Genomic DNA, 15,429 nt, shown 5'->3' on the forward strand with positions numbered 1-15,429 from the left:
CCGGAATAGGAACGTTGGCACGGTGGTTCCGCAAAGCATGACAAACGAGGGTCTCGGACGGTTCGGTGTGTGGCGGGCGTACAACCTTTTCACCCCGGAAGACGCGCAGGAGCTGGAGAAATCCGGTTATGGCACGCTGTGGCTGGGGTCGTCGCCGCCCGCTGATCTGTCGACCGTCGAGCCGTTGCTCGAGGCGACCGAGACGATCAACGTGGCCACCAGCATCGTCAACATCTGGTCCTCGCCCGCGAAGCAGGCCGCCGAGTCGTTCCATCGGATCGAGGCGCGGTTCCCCGGACGTTTCCTGCTCGGCGTCGGCGCGGGTCACCCCGAGCACACCGGCGAGTACCGCAAGCCCTACGACGCCCTCGTCGAATACCTCGATGAGCTGGACGAATTGGGTGTTCCGGTCGAGCGCCGCGCGGTGGCCGCACTCGGCCCGCGGGTGCTGAAGCTCGCTGCGGCACGCTCCGCGGGCCCACTGCCCTACTTCGTCCCGTCGACGCATACCGCGCAGGCCCGCGCCACACTCGGCCCGGACGCCTGGATCGCCACCGAACACAAGGTCGTGCTGACCGACGATGCGCAACAAGCACATTCGCTCGCCGACGGCATCGTCGGCTTCTACCTCGGTCTCACCAACTACGCCTCGAACCTGACCCGGCTCGGCTTCACCGATGAAGAACTCGCCAACCCTGGCGGCCGCGTCTTCGACGCCGTCATCGCCCACGGCAACGCGGACCAGGTTGTCGCCCAGCTCAATGCGCACCTCGACGCAGGCGGCAACCACGTCGCGATCCAGGTCCTGAACGAGGACTACCTCGCCGCGCTGCGCACGCTGGCCCCGCTATTGAACGCGTAGAAGCGATGGGTCGCGCCCGGCGACAACTGATTTCGCGAGAACAGGGGTAACTCGTCGGGCACGGGCCAACTCGGCCACTACCGCCCCGCCGGCCGCCAACGCTACTGCTGCGGCACCTAGATCTGGCCTGAATACTCGGAGAGGCGGAACAGCCCTAAGGGAGTGTTAGGAAGCGGCTTGGAACGTTCCCTTTCCCCTGTGACAGCAGACACACTCGATCTCGGCTGACGCGCTGATGCGTCGAAGAAGGAGATCTTGTGACTACGACAAAGCCCGTGAGCGAGCGGCGGGTCGTCGCGAATGTGCTGCGCGGATCCATCGGCAACCTCGTCGAGTGGTACGACTGGTACGTCTACGCCGCGTTCAGCGTCTACTTCGCGAAAACGTTCTTCCCCAAGGACGATCCGACGGCGCAGCTGCTGTCCACCGCCGCCGTTTTCGCCGTCGGCTTCCTGATGCGCCCCATCGGCGGCTGGCTGCTCGGCCGCTACGCCGACAAGTTCGGCCGCCGCTCGGCGCTGACGCTGTCGGTGACGGTGATGGCGGCGGGTTCGCTGCTGATCGCGGTGACTCCCGGCTACCAGACCATCGGCCTTGCCGCGCCCGCGATCCTGCTGATCGCCCGGCTGCTGCAAGGCCTTTCGGTCGGCGGTGAATACGCCACAAGCGCAACGTATCTGTCCGAGGTCGCCTCGTCGGGCAAGCGCGGGTTCTACTCGAGCTTCCAGTACGTCACGCTGGTCGCCGGTCAGCTCGTCGCGCTCGGCGTGCAGATCATCCTGCAGCAGTTCTTGACCAGCGCGGAAATGAACAACTGGGGCTGGCGCATCCCGTTCTTCATCGGTGCGGCGGGCGCGCTCATCGTGATGTGGCTGCGACGCAGCATGGACGAGTCCGAGCAGTTCCAGGCCGCGGCCGCGGATCCGGAGAACCGCGTCTTCATCACCGACGGAATCGCCGAGCACGCCTACCAGTACGGCAAGGACAAGGCCGCCGAGTTGGCCGCCGCGAAGCGAGGCGAGCCGAAGCCGCCGCCCGCGCGTGGTTCGCTGCGGATGCTGCTGCAGTACCCGCGCGAATGCCTGCTGGTGATGGGGCTGACGCTCGGTGGCACGGTTGCGTTCTACACGTACACGACCTACATGCAGAAGTTCATGATCAACACCTCGGGCCTCTCGAAGGGCACGGTCGCCTGGATCAACTTCATCGCCCTGCTCGTGTTCGTGGTGCTGCAGCCGCTGGCGGGCGCGCTGTCCGACCGGATCGGGCGGCGCAAGCTGCTCATCTTCTTCGGCGTCGCGGGCACGTTGCTGACCGTGCCGATCATGACCGTGCTCGCGCACACCACCAACGTGCTCGCCGCGTTCGCGCTGATGATGCTGGCTTTGGTGATCATCACCGGCTACACCTCGATCAACGCCATCGTGAAGGCGGAGCTGTTCCCGACCAAGATCCGTGCGCTCGGCGTCGGTCTGCCCTACGCGCTGACCGTCGCCATCTTCGGCGGCACCGCGGAAACCATCGCTCTCTGGCTGAAGCAGGCGAACCACGAATCGGTGTACTTCTGGTACGTCGCCGGGTGCATCCTCATCTCGCTGGTCACCTACTTCTTCATGCGCGAGACGTCGGACTCGTCGACCATCGATACCGAGCAGCCCACCGCCACGGACGCCGAGCCGGCTCGTCCGTTGGCCCAGCATGCGTGACTGACCGCCCGCCACCCGCGCCGATCGACCCGCTGTGGGACGATCGGCGCGTGCGGCTTGCGGTGGTCGAAGATGACGACGGCGTCGGTGACGCGCTGGTCGAGGCGTTGAACGCCCGGGGCTACCGGGCCGAGCGCAAACGACGCGGCGCGGATCTGCTGATGTCGCACCGTGGCTATGACGCGGTCATTCTCGATCTGGGTCTGCCCGATGCCGACGGGCTGCAGGTGCTGCGGCAGTTGCGTGAGGTGAGTCAGGTGCCGGTGCTCATTCTGACCGCGCGTAGCGACGAACGGTCGATCGTGCGGGGGTTGCGCGGCGGGGCGGACGACTACCTGGTGAAGCCGCCGCGGATCGCGGAATTGATGGCCAGGCTGGAGACCGTTACCCGGCGCGCGGCCGCCGCGGCGCAACCGGCGCAGGCGGTGGTGGTCACCGGGGACGTGCGGGTGGATCTGCAGGCGCGGGTGGTCGAGGTGGGCGGTGCGCCGATCACGTTGACGCAGAAGGAATTCGAATTGGTGCAGGCGCTGGTGGAGCGGCCGGGTGCCGCGGTGAGCCGCCAGCAGCTGATGGATCGGATCTGGGGCGACGCGTTCGTCGCGGTCTCGCGGTCGTTGGATGTGCACATGACGGGGCTGCGCGCGAAGCTGAATCGGCCGGGGCTGATCACGACCATTCGCGGCTACGGATATCGGTGGGGGCAGTGACCAGGGGTACGCCATGCGGCGTCGGCTGCTCATCGCGCTGACCGTGTTCGCCGCGATCGCGGTGCTGGCGTTCGCCGTCCCGCTGTCGCTGACGGTGGCGACGAGCCGAACCCAGCAGCTGGTGCTCGCCCGCTCCGGGGACGCCGACCGGTTCGCCAACCTCGCGGCCGCCGCGTCGACCGCGGGCGACAGTCGCGCGCTGTCGGACGAGGTGGGCCGCTATCACGAGCTGTACGGCGAAAACGTGCTGGTAGTCGATGCCAAAGGCGCGACAACCGCCAACGGCGGCGCGAACATGGACGATCCCGGTATCGGCGCGGCGGTGGCGGCGGCGCGGCGCAATCAGCGACCGCACGCGGCGGACCAGCTGACGCCGTGGGGTGCGCGGACCATGCTCATCGCGCGGCCGGTCGGCACCGGTGTGCAGGTGAACGGTGCGGTGGTGATCGAGGCGTCGACCGCGCGTGCGCGTGCCGATATCGCGCGGACCTGGGCGTTGATCGTGCTCGGCGGTGCGGTCGCGATGGCCCTGTTCACCTTGCTGGCACTGACTTTGAGCCGCTGGGTGTTGCGGCCGCTCGCGGCGCTCTCGCACGCGGTCGCCGATCTCACCGCGACACTGCCCAAGCCGCGCGTCGCCGCGGCACATCCGGTGTCGATCGCCAGGCATCACGGCGGTCCGCCCGAAATGCGTGCTGTAGCGGAATCTTTCGACGCCATGGCGCTTGCGGTCGCCGACTCGGTGGATGCGCAACGCCAGCTCGTCGCCGATACCGCGCATGCCATGCGGAACCCGCTGGCTGCCTTGACGATTCGACTCGACTCGCTGGAGCATGCGGTACCCGGCAATGCGGCGAACACGTTTCGCAGTGCCAGCACGGAGGTCGAACGGCTGACCGCGCTGCTCGACGGCCTGCTGGCGCTGGCCTCCGCCGAAACCCCGGCCGCCTTCGACCTGACCGAGCTCGACGAGGTCGACAATCATTGCGACGCCGTGCAGGTGGTCGCCGATCGCTTCGACGCGTGGCACTCGGCATACGAGGCCGCGGGGCAGGAACTGCGCATCGGTACGTCGGCCGAGCACGCCGATGTCGCCGTCTCCGCCGATGTGCTCGCGCAGATTCTCGATGTGCCGCTGAGCAATTCGTGTCGTTACGCGGGATCCGGTACGCGAACCATGGTCAGCGTGCGTACCGAGCCCGGCTGGGTCACCCTCACTGTCCACGACGACGGCACGGGTGTCCCCGCCGACGAGATCGACCGGCTCACCACCCGCTTCTTCCGCGGCTCGACGGCCATCAGCGGCGGCTCCGGCCTCGGCCTCCCCATCGCCGCCGCCCTCGCCCAAGCCCGCGGCGGCACCCTCACCGTGGCATCGATGAACCCGCACGGCCTCGCTGTGCACATCAAGCTGCCCGCAGGGGAGTCCGCATGACCGAGCGCTGGGATTGGTCGGTGCGGCCTCCTCGCCGTCGCGGCAATCGACCCGCACAATCTTGCCGTGCACGACAGGCTTCCTGCGGCGGAGCGCGCAAGATGGAGCGGAACTGGTTGGCGCGGGCGGCATCCGGTGCTATGGGCGAATGCGGGGCCCCGTGGCGATGATGGGACGGCGGGGGTTTCTCGCGCTGAGCGGTGCGGCAGCGGCGGCGGGCATAGCCGGGTGCGGGCCGAGTGGTGGCGGGCCGCTGGTGCGGTTGGCTTCGGGTGAGGTCGGCGGGTTCTACTACGCGTTCGCGGGATTGCTGGGCGCTGCTGCGGCCAGGTCGGGGGACGTGCGGATCGAGCGGGTGACTACGTCGGGGTCGCAGGAGAACCTGGCGATGTTGGCGCGCGGTCAGGTGGATGCGGCTCTGGCACTGTCGGATTCGGTCGGGGACAGCGCGGATCGGATGTTGGCGCTCGGCCGGGTGTACGAGAACTATCTGCAGCTCGTGGTGCGGTCGGACAGCTCGATCGGCAGCGTCGCGGGACTGCGCGGCACGCGGGTGAGCCTGGGTGCCGACGGGTCGGGCGCGGCGTTGACCGGCGACCGGATCCTGCGGGTGGCGGGGCTGAATCCCGAAGTGGACGTGCAGGTTTCGCATCGGCCGCTGCGCGAGGCGATGGCGGAGTTGATCGCCGGGGAGGCGGACGCGCTGCTGTGGGCGGGTGGCGTGCCGACGAGCGTGCTGGAGATCCCCAAACGCATGCGACTGGTGGACATGGGTGACCTGGCCGTGCCGATGCGCGAGCGATTCGGTCCGGCGTACGACCGGGTGGAGATCCCCGCCGACGCCTACCCCGGCGGCGTCGCCGTGCACACCATCGGAGTGGCGAACTACCTGCTCGCCGCCGCGTCCATGTCCGACGATGTCGCCGCATCGATCGTGGAACTGCTGGTGTACCAAGCTGATTCGCTGGTGCCCACCGAGGCGGCGGGCACCCAGTTCCTGGATGGCCGTTCCCTCATCGGCACCGCGCCGGTCCCGCTGCACCCTGGTGCTGCCGAGGTCTACCGCCGCTGGCACGGTTAGCGGACGTTCCGATCAACCAGCGCGGGTCAGGAGCGGACCAGCCGGGCGATGGCGTCGGTGGCCTCTTTGATCTTCGCCTCGGCCTCGGGTCCACCCGCGACCGCGGCGTCCACCACGCAGTGGCTGATGTGGTCTTCGAGCAGCCCCATCGCCACCGCCTGCAGCGCCTTGGTCATCGCGGAGACCTGAGTGAGGATGTCGATGCAGTACTTCTCCTCCTCGACCATCCGCTGCAGCCCGCGGGCCTGACCCTCGATCCGGCGCAGCCGCTTGAGGTAGTCGTCCTTTGCGGTGATGTAGCCGTGCGCGGCGTGATCGTGCGCGGTGTGGTCCTGTGGGGTGGGTGTCACCGTGTCTCCTCGCTGGCTGCCCGGTCTGCGGACGGACCGGAATTGATACCCCCCTAGGGTACAGTTTTCCGGCGGACTTGTCAGGCGGGCGCCTGGTCCGCCGGGTAGCGCGGGTGTTCCGCGGCTCGATGTGCGCCGAGAGTTTTCGATCCCCGTCGCGCGGCGGGCGCGCCGAGACGAGAGAATTGGTGCATGAGTTCGCATGCCAAGCCCGCGCTCGCCGTCATCGGCGGCAGTGGCTTCTACGATTTCTTCGACGACGAGTCGACCAATGTCGAGGTAGAAACCCCCTACGGGGCGCCGAGTGCGCCGATCGCGGTCGGCGAGGTGCAGGGTCGCCCGGTCGCGTTCCTGCCGCGGCACGGCAAGAATCACGAATTCGCCCCGCACACCCTGCCGTACCAGGCCAACATGTGGGCGCTGCGTTCGCTGGGCGTGCGCCGGATCTTCGCGCCGTGCGCGGTGGGCAGCCTGCGGGCGGACTGGGGGCCCGGCACGGTGGCGGTGCCGGACCAGCTGGTCGACCGGACCTCCGGCCGTCCGCAGACCTTCTTCGACGGCGGTGGCGTGCACGTCTCGTTCGCCGACCCGTACTGCGACGACCTGCGCACCGCGACGATCAAATCCGCCGACGACACGCTGCCGATGAAGGGCGCGGGCACCATGGTCGTCGTGCAGGGCCCGCGGTTCTCCACCAGGGCCGAGAGCCGCTGGTTCGCCGGGCAGGGCTGGGACCTGGTGAACATGACCGGACACCCCGAGGCCGTGCTCGCCCGGGAACTCGAGATGTGCTATGCCGCAGTCGCTTTGGTAACCGACCTGGACGCGGGACTGGAGGAAGGCGGCGGTGTGCACGCGATCGACGTCTTCGCCGAGTTCAAGCGCAACCTTGCCCCGTTCAAGGACCTGATCCGTCGCTCGGTGGCTGCGGTCTCCGACACCGACACCTGCGATCGGTGCCGCGTCCATACCGGAGTGTCGCTGCCTTTCGAGCTACCGTGACCCAGGTGGGGTGCCGAACAAAGGTGCGGTGAATGAGAGTGCTGGTCACCGGCGCGGCCGGTTTCCTCGGAACACACGTGTGCAAGGTCGTGTCTTCCGCTGGGCATGAGGTAGTTGCGGTCGATCTGATGCTCGACGCGGTGCACGGACCCGACGCGGAGCCGCCTGCGGGCGTTTCGCGGGTGGACGTGCGCGATGCCGACGCGCTGGTACCGCTGCTGGCCGGCATCGACGTGGTCTGTCATCTCGCCGCGGTCAGCGCGGGCGGCCCGGCCGACTACGCGACGCACAACGATCTCGGCACCGCGGCGCTGCTCGGCGCGATGGAGCGGGCGAAGGTGCGTCGGCTGGTGCTCGCGTCCTCGATCGCCGTGTACGGCGAGGGCCGGTACCGCAGCGTGCGCGGCGGGCCGTTCTTTCCCGGGTTGCGCAGGCGCGCGGATATGGATCGGGGTCTGTTCGATCACCGGGCGCCGCGCACCGGAGATGTGCTGACCTGGGAGCCGGTGAACGAGGATGCGCCGCTGCGCCCGCGCGGGAGCTACGGCGCGAGCAAGGTGGCGCAGGAAAACTATGCCTTCGCTTGGGGATTGACCGTCGGCGGCGCGGTGACCGCGCTGCGGCTGCACCAGGTCTACGGCGACGGTGCGCGCGCCGGCCTGATCGGCCAGGTGCGGGCCGCGCTGGACGCGGGGCGGGCGCCGCACGTGTTCGAGGACGGTGGGCAGGTTCGGGACTTCGTGCATGTGCGCGATGTCGCTGCGGCCGTGCTCGCGGCGATCGAGCGGGCGCTGCCCGGGTTCGTTCCGCTGAATATCGCGTCGGGGCGGCCGATCACGCTGTGGGAGGTCGCTTCGATCATGGCCGAGGCGTGCGGCGGGCCCGCGCCCGTGGTCACCGGGGAGTATCACATCGGCGATGTACGGCATTTCGTCGCCGACCCCGAACGTGCCAGGCGGACACTGGGTTTCAGTGCGGTAGTGGCGCCGAGGCCGGGGCTGGCCGAGTTCGCGGCGGCTCCGGCGAAGGTGGCCGTCGCTGCCGCGAAGGTGGCTTCGGCGACAGACGTGGCGATTTCGGCCGAAGGCGCGGCGGCCGGCTGACGGTCACGGGGCCGGTGGGCGCTCGATGATATCCAGTTGGACGAGGGCGAATTCAGGCGTGCCCGTGGTGCCGCCGGATAGCGGTGAGACCGCCAGGTCGGCGACCAGCCAGTCGCCGGTATCGGTGGCCAGGCGCATGCCGGGCATTGTCACCCGTTCGGCACCGGTTCGGATGTCGTTGCGGGCGACAATGATTCGGTAACGGTCGGCGGGATGTGGCACGGTGCGTTCGTCGGTGCCGCGACCCCAGCGCAGCCCGGGAACGGGATCGGTGACCCAGCGGATCAGCCGCACCTGGGCCAGGTCGACGATGGCGAGGTAGAGGTTCGGTTGTGCGCCGCGCAGCAGGTCGAGGGTCGCGGCCTCGAACGATTTCCGTTGCGGCGCAACACTGTCCGTGACGTCGACGGCCAGGCCGACCCAGCGGTACCGGTTCTCGTCCGGATTGCGGGCGGCGAGCAACAGCGTGCGCGGTCCGGTCGGCGCGCGCACGGTCGCCGTGTCGAGCCACCGGTCGCCGGGGGCCGACCTGGCCAGCGTGGCCACGAGATCGAGTGCGCCGTCGAATCTTTCGATCAGTTCGAAGGACTCCGCGCCGATCCAGACGATGCGGTCGTGCGCGAAATGCGGTCCGAGGTCGTGCGAGAGGGCCTCGATCCGGCGGGCGCGTGCGTCGACCCCGAACGCGGCGACGCCGACCGGCGGCGGCGGATCGCCGGTGCCCACCCAGAGGCGGACGGCATGCACCCGGTGGTCCGGTCCGTGCAGCGGCACCACCAAGATGCGTTGGCCCGACCAGTTGTGCCGGGACTGCGGCAATTGCTGGTCGACGATCGAACCGGTGGTGTAGGCGGTGGCGACGAGGGGCTGTAATCGCGTGGATACCGCGCGCTGGAACGACTTCCATTCGCGCGGCGCCGTGCCGACCGCAAGCAGCGACCAGGTATCGACGTGTCCGAGCGTTTCGATGAGCAGCCAGCGCCCAAGTATCACAAATCCCCCTCCCGAGTCGAACACTATGCCACGGTCAGGCTGATAGCCAGTGCATATCGTGCCTGATTCGGCGGCATGGGTCGAGCACGGGGCCCGGTCGCGAGGTCATTGCGCGAAGTCGGCGGCGTGCGTGTGCGCCCACTGCTCGAAGCTGCGCGGCGCGCGTCCGGTGAGGTCGCGCACGGTGGGGTACAGGGTCGCCTCGTCCAGGGTGCCGTCGGCGAAGAAGCTCAGGAAGGCGTCGACATAATGCTGCGGCATGGTGGCTGTCAGCTCGGCCTCGGTCTCCTCGGTGGTGAGTCCTTGCGCGACCAGTTGCCGGTCCAAAACTGCGGCCAGCACGGCGATTTGGTCGGCGGGCAGCAAGGCCTGCGGGCCGGTCAACTCCAGGACTCGGCCGTCGAGATCGTCGCCGGTGAGGGCCAGGGCGGCCACGGCGGCGATGTCGGCGGGATCGATCGCGCCGACGCGGACATCGGGGAACTGCACCCGGACCGTGTCGCCGACCGCGAGCTGGGGCAGCCAGCGCAGGGCGTTCGACATGAACGACCGTGGCCGCAGGAACGTCCAGGCCAGTTCGGATTCGCGCACCGCCTGCTCGGACAGTGTCATGTAGCGGGAGACGGCGTTGTCCAGGTCCCGCAGTCCCGCGGCGGCGCTCGACAGGAGCACGATCCGTTGCACGCCAGCCTTTTTCGCGCGGTCGAGCAGGTCGGCCTGGTTGTCGTAGCCGGGCAGCAGGAACACTGCATGCACACCGTCCAGGGCATCGGCGAAGGTCTCCGGTCGGTTCAGATCGCCGGTGACCGCCGTGACACCGGCGGGCAGTGTGGCCTTCGCCGGATCGCGCACCAGCGCCCGTACCTGGGTGCCGGACTCGCTCAGCGCCGTCACCAGTTCGCCGCCGATGTTTCCGGTGGCACCGGTTACCAAGATCATTTCGTCTTCCTTTCGGACCGCCTCGCCCGCGTTAAGCTCACGCGATGGACACTCCGTTGCGGCTCGAGGTCATCGTGGCCAGCGTGCGTCCGGAGCGGTTCGCTCCGGTGGTCGCCGACTGGTTCCTGCGCACATTACGCGCGCACGCCGAATTCGACACGGGTGTCATAGATCTGGCAGAAACCCACCTGCCCACCGACCTCACCGACACCCCCGAGGCCGCGGCCTACCGCTCCCGCCTGGCCGCCGCGGACGCCTTCGTCGCGATCACCTCCGAGTACAACCACGGCTATCCCGCCGCCCTGAAAACCGCCTTCGACACCGCCAAACACGAATGGCGCGCCAAGCCCATCGGCTTCGTCTCCTACGGCGGACTCTCCGGCGGCCTACGCGCCGTCGAACAGTTGCGTCAGGTCGTCGCCGAGATCCACATGGTCTCGCTCCGCGAAACTGTCAGCTTCCACCAGGCCAAGCGCCAATTCGACGCCGCAGGCGAAACCCAGGACGGTGCCGCCCGCGACGCCGCAGACCGGATGCTCCGCCAATTATCCTGGTGGGCAAGAACTCTCCGCACCGCCCGAACCACCGACCCCTACCCTGCCTGACCACTGCCGCACACAGGCCCGCTCGCCGCGCACGGGCTCGCTTGCCGCGCACGGGCTCGCTTGCCGCGCACGGGCTCGCTTGCCGCGCACGGGCTCGCTTGCCGCGCACGGGCTCGCTTGCCGCGCACGAATCGTCTCGCCGCGCACGAATTGGTCGACAATTTCGCGAGCGTCACGACAAATCGCGCGCAGCGGTCCGGGCACGACACTCTGAGCCGCGCGACCATGGGCTGCGCACTGATCAGTGGGCTGCGCTCCGGTTGTGTCTGCCGCGCACTGGTTATGCGGCCGCGCGTGAAATCGCCGACGAATTCGTGCGCGTCGCGCCAGAACGTGCGCGTCGCGCCAGAACGTGCGTGGCAGGCCAGGCGCGCTGCGCCATCGTGTGCCGCGTTCCGATTAGCGTACGGCGCACCGAGTCGGCTGCCGCGCATGAAATCGTTGGCGAATTCGTGCGCGCCGAACTAGAGCGCGCGGCAGGCTGGTTGCCATCGCGCATGGCGGGGGCAGGAAGGGCGCGCGGTCAGCCTGCGCTCGGGACGGGGGCGCCGCGGCGGCCGCGGGGGTGGCCGATGTAGGTGGCTTCGCGGGGGATGGAGACGAGGGTGAGGTCGACCTGGGCGGTGCCGGTGCGCAGGATGACGTGGTTGCCGATCGCCGAGGGCTGGTGGATGGCGAGGTCGGGGCGGGTGGCGGGCCAGCCCATCGGGTCGCCGGTGACGTAGATGGTGGTGACACCGGCGTGCGGGGCGGGCGCGAGGACGCCGTCCACCACGGTCGCGGTGAAACCCGCGTCGGACTGGTGGGTTTCGACCGCGAGGGTGAGCCGCTCGGGGTTGCCGATGGTGGTGACCAGGTTTTCCCAGGCGTGCGCGCGGTCGGTGCGGATCAGGATGCGCTCGCCGACCGCGAGCGCACGGAACACCAATTGCTGTGCGAGATAGAGCTCTCCGGCCACGTAGACGGTCGAGATGCCCGCGCCGACGATGCGGACCGCGACGCCGTTGCCCTCGTCGTCGGAGCCGATCAGCTGCCCGCAGCCGGACGACGGCAGGTGCAGCGCGTCGATCACATCGATCGGGTACTCGCTCATCGGGACGGTGGCGTCCACGCCGGGCACGGCCAGCGGCAGGTGGGCGAGCAGCCCGTCGCGGTGCCGCCCGTGCATCGACACCATGCCGGAAAGCTTGCTGCGCTCCGGCAGTTCCCGCGCGGTCAGTCGCCACGCGGCGCCGATGCTCACCGACTCGGCGGAGCTACCCGGCCGCAGCCGCACCGCGACCGTGGTGCCGCGCGACGGCGCCACCCACAGCTGCGCGAGCAGGTCCGAGCCGAGCCGCTTCGGGTCGACGGCCATGCCGATGTTCACGCTGTTGCCGATTTCGGCGTAGCGCCAACGATGTTCGAGGGTGCGCGGATCGAAGCCGCTGGTGATCTGCAGGACCGCCTTGCGGATTTCCGGGGCGGTCAGGATGCGGGCGTTGCAGTCGGCGTCTTCCAGCGTGCGCATGATCCGCTGGGTCGCGATGGTGACCGCGCGGGACGCGCCCTCCGCGCCGCCGCCACGTCGTGCCGCCGCCTCCGGACAGGCCACCGCATCGAAGCTGATGGCCAACCAGACGGTGCGATGCGCGGTGGCGGGCAGCGGCCCGAGCAGCGATTCGTAGATCTTGCCCGCGGGCGTACCGGACCTGCTGCGGTGTCCGTGACTGACGATGTCGATGCCGCTCAGCAGGATGTCGTGCTGGCTCAGGCATTTCGCGAGTTCCGGCAGCGGCAGCAGGTGCGAGGCGTGCACGGTGTTGCGGGCGATCCTGGTCAGGCCGCCGGGCGGTGCGAGCACCTCGACGACCGTGACCACCCGGCTGCCCTCCCAGTACAGCCCGAGCGAGCGTCCGTCGGTGCCGCGGTAGTCGACGGTCTGGCCGATCGTGTACTCACGCTTGGTGAGGTAGCGCCACCAGGTCGCGATCCAGTCCAGCACGGTGCGCTTGGCGATCGGGATCAGCGGAATCAGTGCGACGACGATGCCCACCCCGAGCGCGATCAGCGGCTGCAGGCCGGCGATCAACGCCACTACGCCCGCGATAAAGCCGATGACCTGCGCAATCAACAGATTCTGCAGCGAGATTCGGCCAAAGAGCGGCCGCGGTCCCGCCCCGGCAGGTTCCGCCATCGTCGTCCCCCAAGTACCCGGTGTCGGCCGTTTAGTAGTGGCCGAGCTGAACAAGAGTCCTCGGGAACTGTACTGTGTTGCGCGAACGTGAGCACTGTTCGGGGGAGGAATAATGCCTTCAAAACCCACCACTCGGTGGCAGGTCAGCGGCTACCGCTTTCTGGTCCGCCGAATGGAGCACGCCCTGGTCCGCCGGGACGTGCGGATGCTGCACGACCCGATGCGCTCGCAGTCGCGGGCCTACGCGGCCGGGCTGGTTTTGGCGATCGTCGTGTTGGCCGGTTGTGGTGTCCTGGCGCTGTTGCGTCCGCAGGACAAGATCGGCGACAAGAAGATCCTGATCGCGAAGGAATCCGGCGGCGTCTATGTGCAGATCGACAACGTCGTGTACCCGACGCTCAACCTGGCCTCGGCCCGCCTGGCCGCCGATGACTCGTCCAAGCCGACGATCGTCAAGGATTCCGAGCTCGGCAAGAAGCCACGCGGCCAGCTGATCGGTATCCCCGGCGCGCCCAGTTCACTGATTTTCGACAAAGCGGGCAAGGGGCGGAGCTGGACCGTCTGTGATTCGTTGAAGACCGATGGCAGCGACGACCGCACCACCTCGGTGTTGATCGGCGATCTCGATGTCGGCGACAAGGCGTCGGAGCTCGGCAAGGGCCAGGCCTTGCTGGTGAAGGGCAAGACCGCCACCTACCTGGTGTGGAACAACACGCGGGCGCGCGTCGACATGAACGACCCGTACGTCACCGGGCCGTTGAATATCCGCGGGGCAACGCCGCGTCCCATCAGCGAAGGCCTGCTGAACTCCATTCCCGAAGTGATGCCGATCGTGCCGCCGAAGATCGACGATCCGGGCGGGATTCCCAACGGCTACTCGATCAACAACTTGAAGATCGGCACGGTCGTTCAGCGTTCCGGCAAGGCCGATCAGAATTACGTGCTGCTGCGCGACGGTCTGCAGCAGATCAACCCGTTGACCGCCGACATCATCCGGGCCTCGCAGCGAAACCCGGACCACGGCACCGCCGTCAGCGACAACGAGGTGACGCTGCCCCCGCCGTCCAAGGCCTTGCAGGTGGATACCTACCCGGTGACCGCGCCCACGATCGTTCAGCCTTCCGCTCGTCCGGTGAGCTGCCTGTCGTGGAAGCCGATCGCCGCCGCGGTGGGCAACGCCGACGTCGCCGTGCGCGCGAACCTGTCGGTGATCGACGCCACCGATCTCCCGATGCCGAGCAGCGCCAAGCTGGTTCCGCTCGCGCAGGCCGACGGCAAGGGCGACAACGTCGACTCGGTGTACTTCAAGCCGGGCTCGGGCGCCTTCATCCAGACCACCGGCATCGAAGTGGACAGCCGCCGCAAGGACAGCCTGTTCTACGTTTCCGACACCGGCGTTCGGTACGGCATCAAGAACAAAGATGCGGCGAAAGCGCTCGGGATGGACATCGACGGTGGCGTGACACCGGAACCCGCACCATGGCCGATCGTCGGTCTACTCGCCGGTGGGCCGACGATGGGGCGCGAGGAAGCTATGGTCGCGCACGACGGCATCGCTCCCGATCCGAGTCCCGCCAAGCAGCCGATCGCCTCGTCGAAGTAGTCGGCTAGCGGCCTTCCGCACCAACGGAATTCGAGGTCTCCGCAGGACGGTTCGCGGGTAGCGCGGCGATCTCGGCGCGCAACGCGCGGATCTCCTCGACCAGCACCGTGATCTCCCGGTCGGTGCGGTCGGCGGACTCCTCGACGGTCTTCAGCTGATCGATCACCCAGCTGGTGGTGGTGCCGATGGCGAAGGAGATGATGCCGATGCCGAAGGTCATCAGCACCAGGGAGATCAACCTGCCCTCGACGGTGACCGGGTAGACGTCGCCGTAACCGACCGTCGTGACCGAGACGGCCGACCACCACAGTGCGTCACCGAAATTCAGCACCTTGCTGCCCTCGGCGCCGTACTCGGCGTCGAAAAAGGCCAGGCTGCACAGGAACAGGATCAACACCGAGCTGGTGCCGACGAACACCGCCAGCCGGGTGCGGTGGGTCAACGTGTGCCGGTTCAACGTGCCGAGCACCAACACCGCCGCCCGCACCAGCCGCAGTGGGCGAAACGGCGGAACGAGCACGATCAACAGCTCCACCGGATGTGTTCGCAGGAATTGCCAACGGCGAGTGGACAACCCGAACCGCATCAGAAAATCGGCGGCGAACAGCGCCCAGATCACCACGTCTACCCGTTCGAGCCAGGCATCCAACTGTGGCGAGGCGCCGGTGTCGAGCACGAACCAGGCGTAGACGCCGAGAAACAGCACCGCGAGCGCCACCATCGGCACTGCGGTGACCTGCTCCCACGCCTGCCTGCGACTGCGCCCCTGCGCAGTGGGCGGGCTGCTGACTGCTTGTTCTTGCTGCTCCATGGGAACTACCTGCGTCGATTCGGATCCGGCACTCTGTGTACCGCTAGTTTGCG

The 15,429-nt window shown here is 68.3% G+C and carries 14 protein-coding genes; 9 read left to right on the forward strand and 5 right to left on the reverse strand.

Annotated features, from left to right (window positions below; genetic code table 11):
* Window positions 1–37: 37 nt before the first annotated feature.
* From ABZ942_RS26160 to ABZ942_RS26180, 5 genes are all read left to right on the forward strand, one after another.
* Entirely contained in the window at window positions 38–862 is an 825-nt protein-coding gene (locus tag ABZ942_RS26160) for an LLM class F420-dependent oxidoreductase (protein ID WP_357386304.1), read from the forward strand.
* Between the two features lie 257 nt (window positions 863–1,119).
* Window positions 1,120–2,568, forward strand: a complete 1,449-nt coding sequence (locus tag ABZ942_RS26165) for an MFS transporter (RefSeq protein ID WP_357386306.1) — start codon at window positions 1,120–1,122, stop codon at window positions 2,566–2,568.
* A 50-nt stretch (window positions 2,569–2,618) separates the two neighbouring features.
* Window positions 2,619–3,278 carry a response regulator transcription factor gene (locus tag ABZ942_RS26170; protein ID WP_357386838.1) on the forward strand — a complete coding sequence of 220 codons (660 nt, stop codon included), beginning with the start codon at window positions 2,619–2,621 and terminating at the stop codon, window positions 3,276–3,278.
* 13 nt (window positions 3,279–3,291) lie between these two features.
* Entirely contained in the window at window positions 3,292–4,713 is a 1,422-nt protein-coding gene (locus ABZ942_RS26175; RefSeq protein ID WP_357386308.1) for a HAMP domain-containing sensor histidine kinase, read from the forward strand.
* A 148-nt stretch (window positions 4,714–4,861) separates the two neighbouring features.
* Complete coding sequence (locus tag ABZ942_RS26180; protein WP_357386310.1) at window positions 4,862–5,794, forward strand: TAXI family TRAP transporter solute-binding subunit; 933 nt, start codon at window positions 4,862–4,864, stop codon at window positions 5,792–5,794.
* A gap of 26 nt (window positions 5,795–5,820) precedes the next feature.
* On the opposite strand, the gene ABZ942_RS26185 is transcribed toward ABZ942_RS26180, so the two are convergent.
* A complete protein-coding gene (locus ABZ942_RS26185; RefSeq protein WP_357386312.1) occupies window positions 5,821–6,144 on the reverse strand; it encodes a metal-sensitive transcriptional regulator in 324 nt (107 codons plus the stop codon).
* Between the two features lie 192 nt (window positions 6,145–6,336).
* Between ABZ942_RS26185 and ABZ942_RS26190 the strand changes: the two genes are divergently transcribed.
* A complete protein-coding gene (locus tag ABZ942_RS26190; RefSeq protein ID WP_357386314.1) occupies window positions 6,337–7,146 on the forward strand; it encodes an S-methyl-5'-thioadenosine phosphorylase in 810 nt (269 codons plus the stop codon).
* A gap of 32 nt (window positions 7,147–7,178) precedes the next feature.
* A complete protein-coding gene (locus ABZ942_RS26195; RefSeq protein ID WP_357386316.1) occupies window positions 7,179–8,249 on the forward strand; it encodes an NAD-dependent epimerase/dehydratase family protein in 1,071 nt (356 codons plus the stop codon).
* Between the two features lie 3 nt (window positions 8,250–8,252).
* Here the strand turns inward: ABZ942_RS26195 and ABZ942_RS26200 are convergent, their stop codons facing one another.
* Together ABZ942_RS26200 and ABZ942_RS26205 are read right to left on the reverse strand one after the other, a co-directional pair.
* Window positions 8,253–9,242, reverse strand: coding sequence for a GAF domain-containing protein (locus tag ABZ942_RS26200; protein ID WP_357386317.1), 990 nt, complete (start codon window positions 9,240–9,242; stop codon window positions 8,253–8,255).
* A gap of 105 nt (window positions 9,243–9,347) precedes the next feature.
* Window positions 9,348–10,181, reverse strand: coding sequence for an NAD(P)H-binding protein (locus ABZ942_RS26205; RefSeq protein WP_357386319.1), 834 nt, complete (start codon window positions 10,179–10,181; stop codon window positions 9,348–9,350).
* Window positions 10,182–10,225: 44 nt separating this feature from the next.
* On the opposite strand from ABZ942_RS26205, the gene ABZ942_RS26210 reads away from it, so the two are divergent.
* Complete coding sequence (locus ABZ942_RS26210; RefSeq protein WP_357386321.1) at window positions 10,226–10,786, forward strand: NAD(P)H-dependent oxidoreductase; 561 nt, start codon at window positions 10,226–10,228, stop codon at window positions 10,784–10,786.
* A 523-nt stretch (window positions 10,787–11,309) separates the two neighbouring features.
* On the opposite strand, the gene eccE is transcribed toward ABZ942_RS26210, so the two are convergent.
* Window positions 11,310–12,962, reverse strand: coding sequence for a type VII secretion protein EccE (gene eccE, locus ABZ942_RS26215; protein ID WP_357386323.1), 1,653 nt, complete (start codon window positions 12,960–12,962; stop codon window positions 11,310–11,312).
* A gap of 112 nt (window positions 12,963–13,074) precedes the next feature.
* On the opposite strand from eccE, the gene eccB reads away from it, so the two are divergent.
* Entirely contained in the window at window positions 13,075–14,565 is a 1,491-nt protein-coding gene (gene eccB, locus ABZ942_RS26220) for a type VII secretion protein EccB (RefSeq protein ID WP_357386325.1), read from the forward strand.
* A gap of 4 nt (window positions 14,566–14,569) precedes the next feature.
* On the opposite strand, the gene ABZ942_RS26225 is transcribed toward eccB, so the two are convergent.
* The gene (locus ABZ942_RS26225) at window positions 14,570–15,376 is read right to left on the reverse strand and encodes an ion channel (RefSeq protein WP_357386327.1); all 807 of its coding nucleotides are present in this window, start codon (window positions 15,374–15,376) and stop codon (window positions 14,570–14,572) included.
* Between the last annotated feature and the right edge of the window lie 53 nt (window positions 15,377–15,429).

It is taken from the genome of Nocardia sp. NPDC046473, from assembly GCF_040645995.1.
GTDB lineage: Bacteria > Actinomycetota > Actinomycetes > Mycobacteriales > Mycobacteriaceae > Nocardia.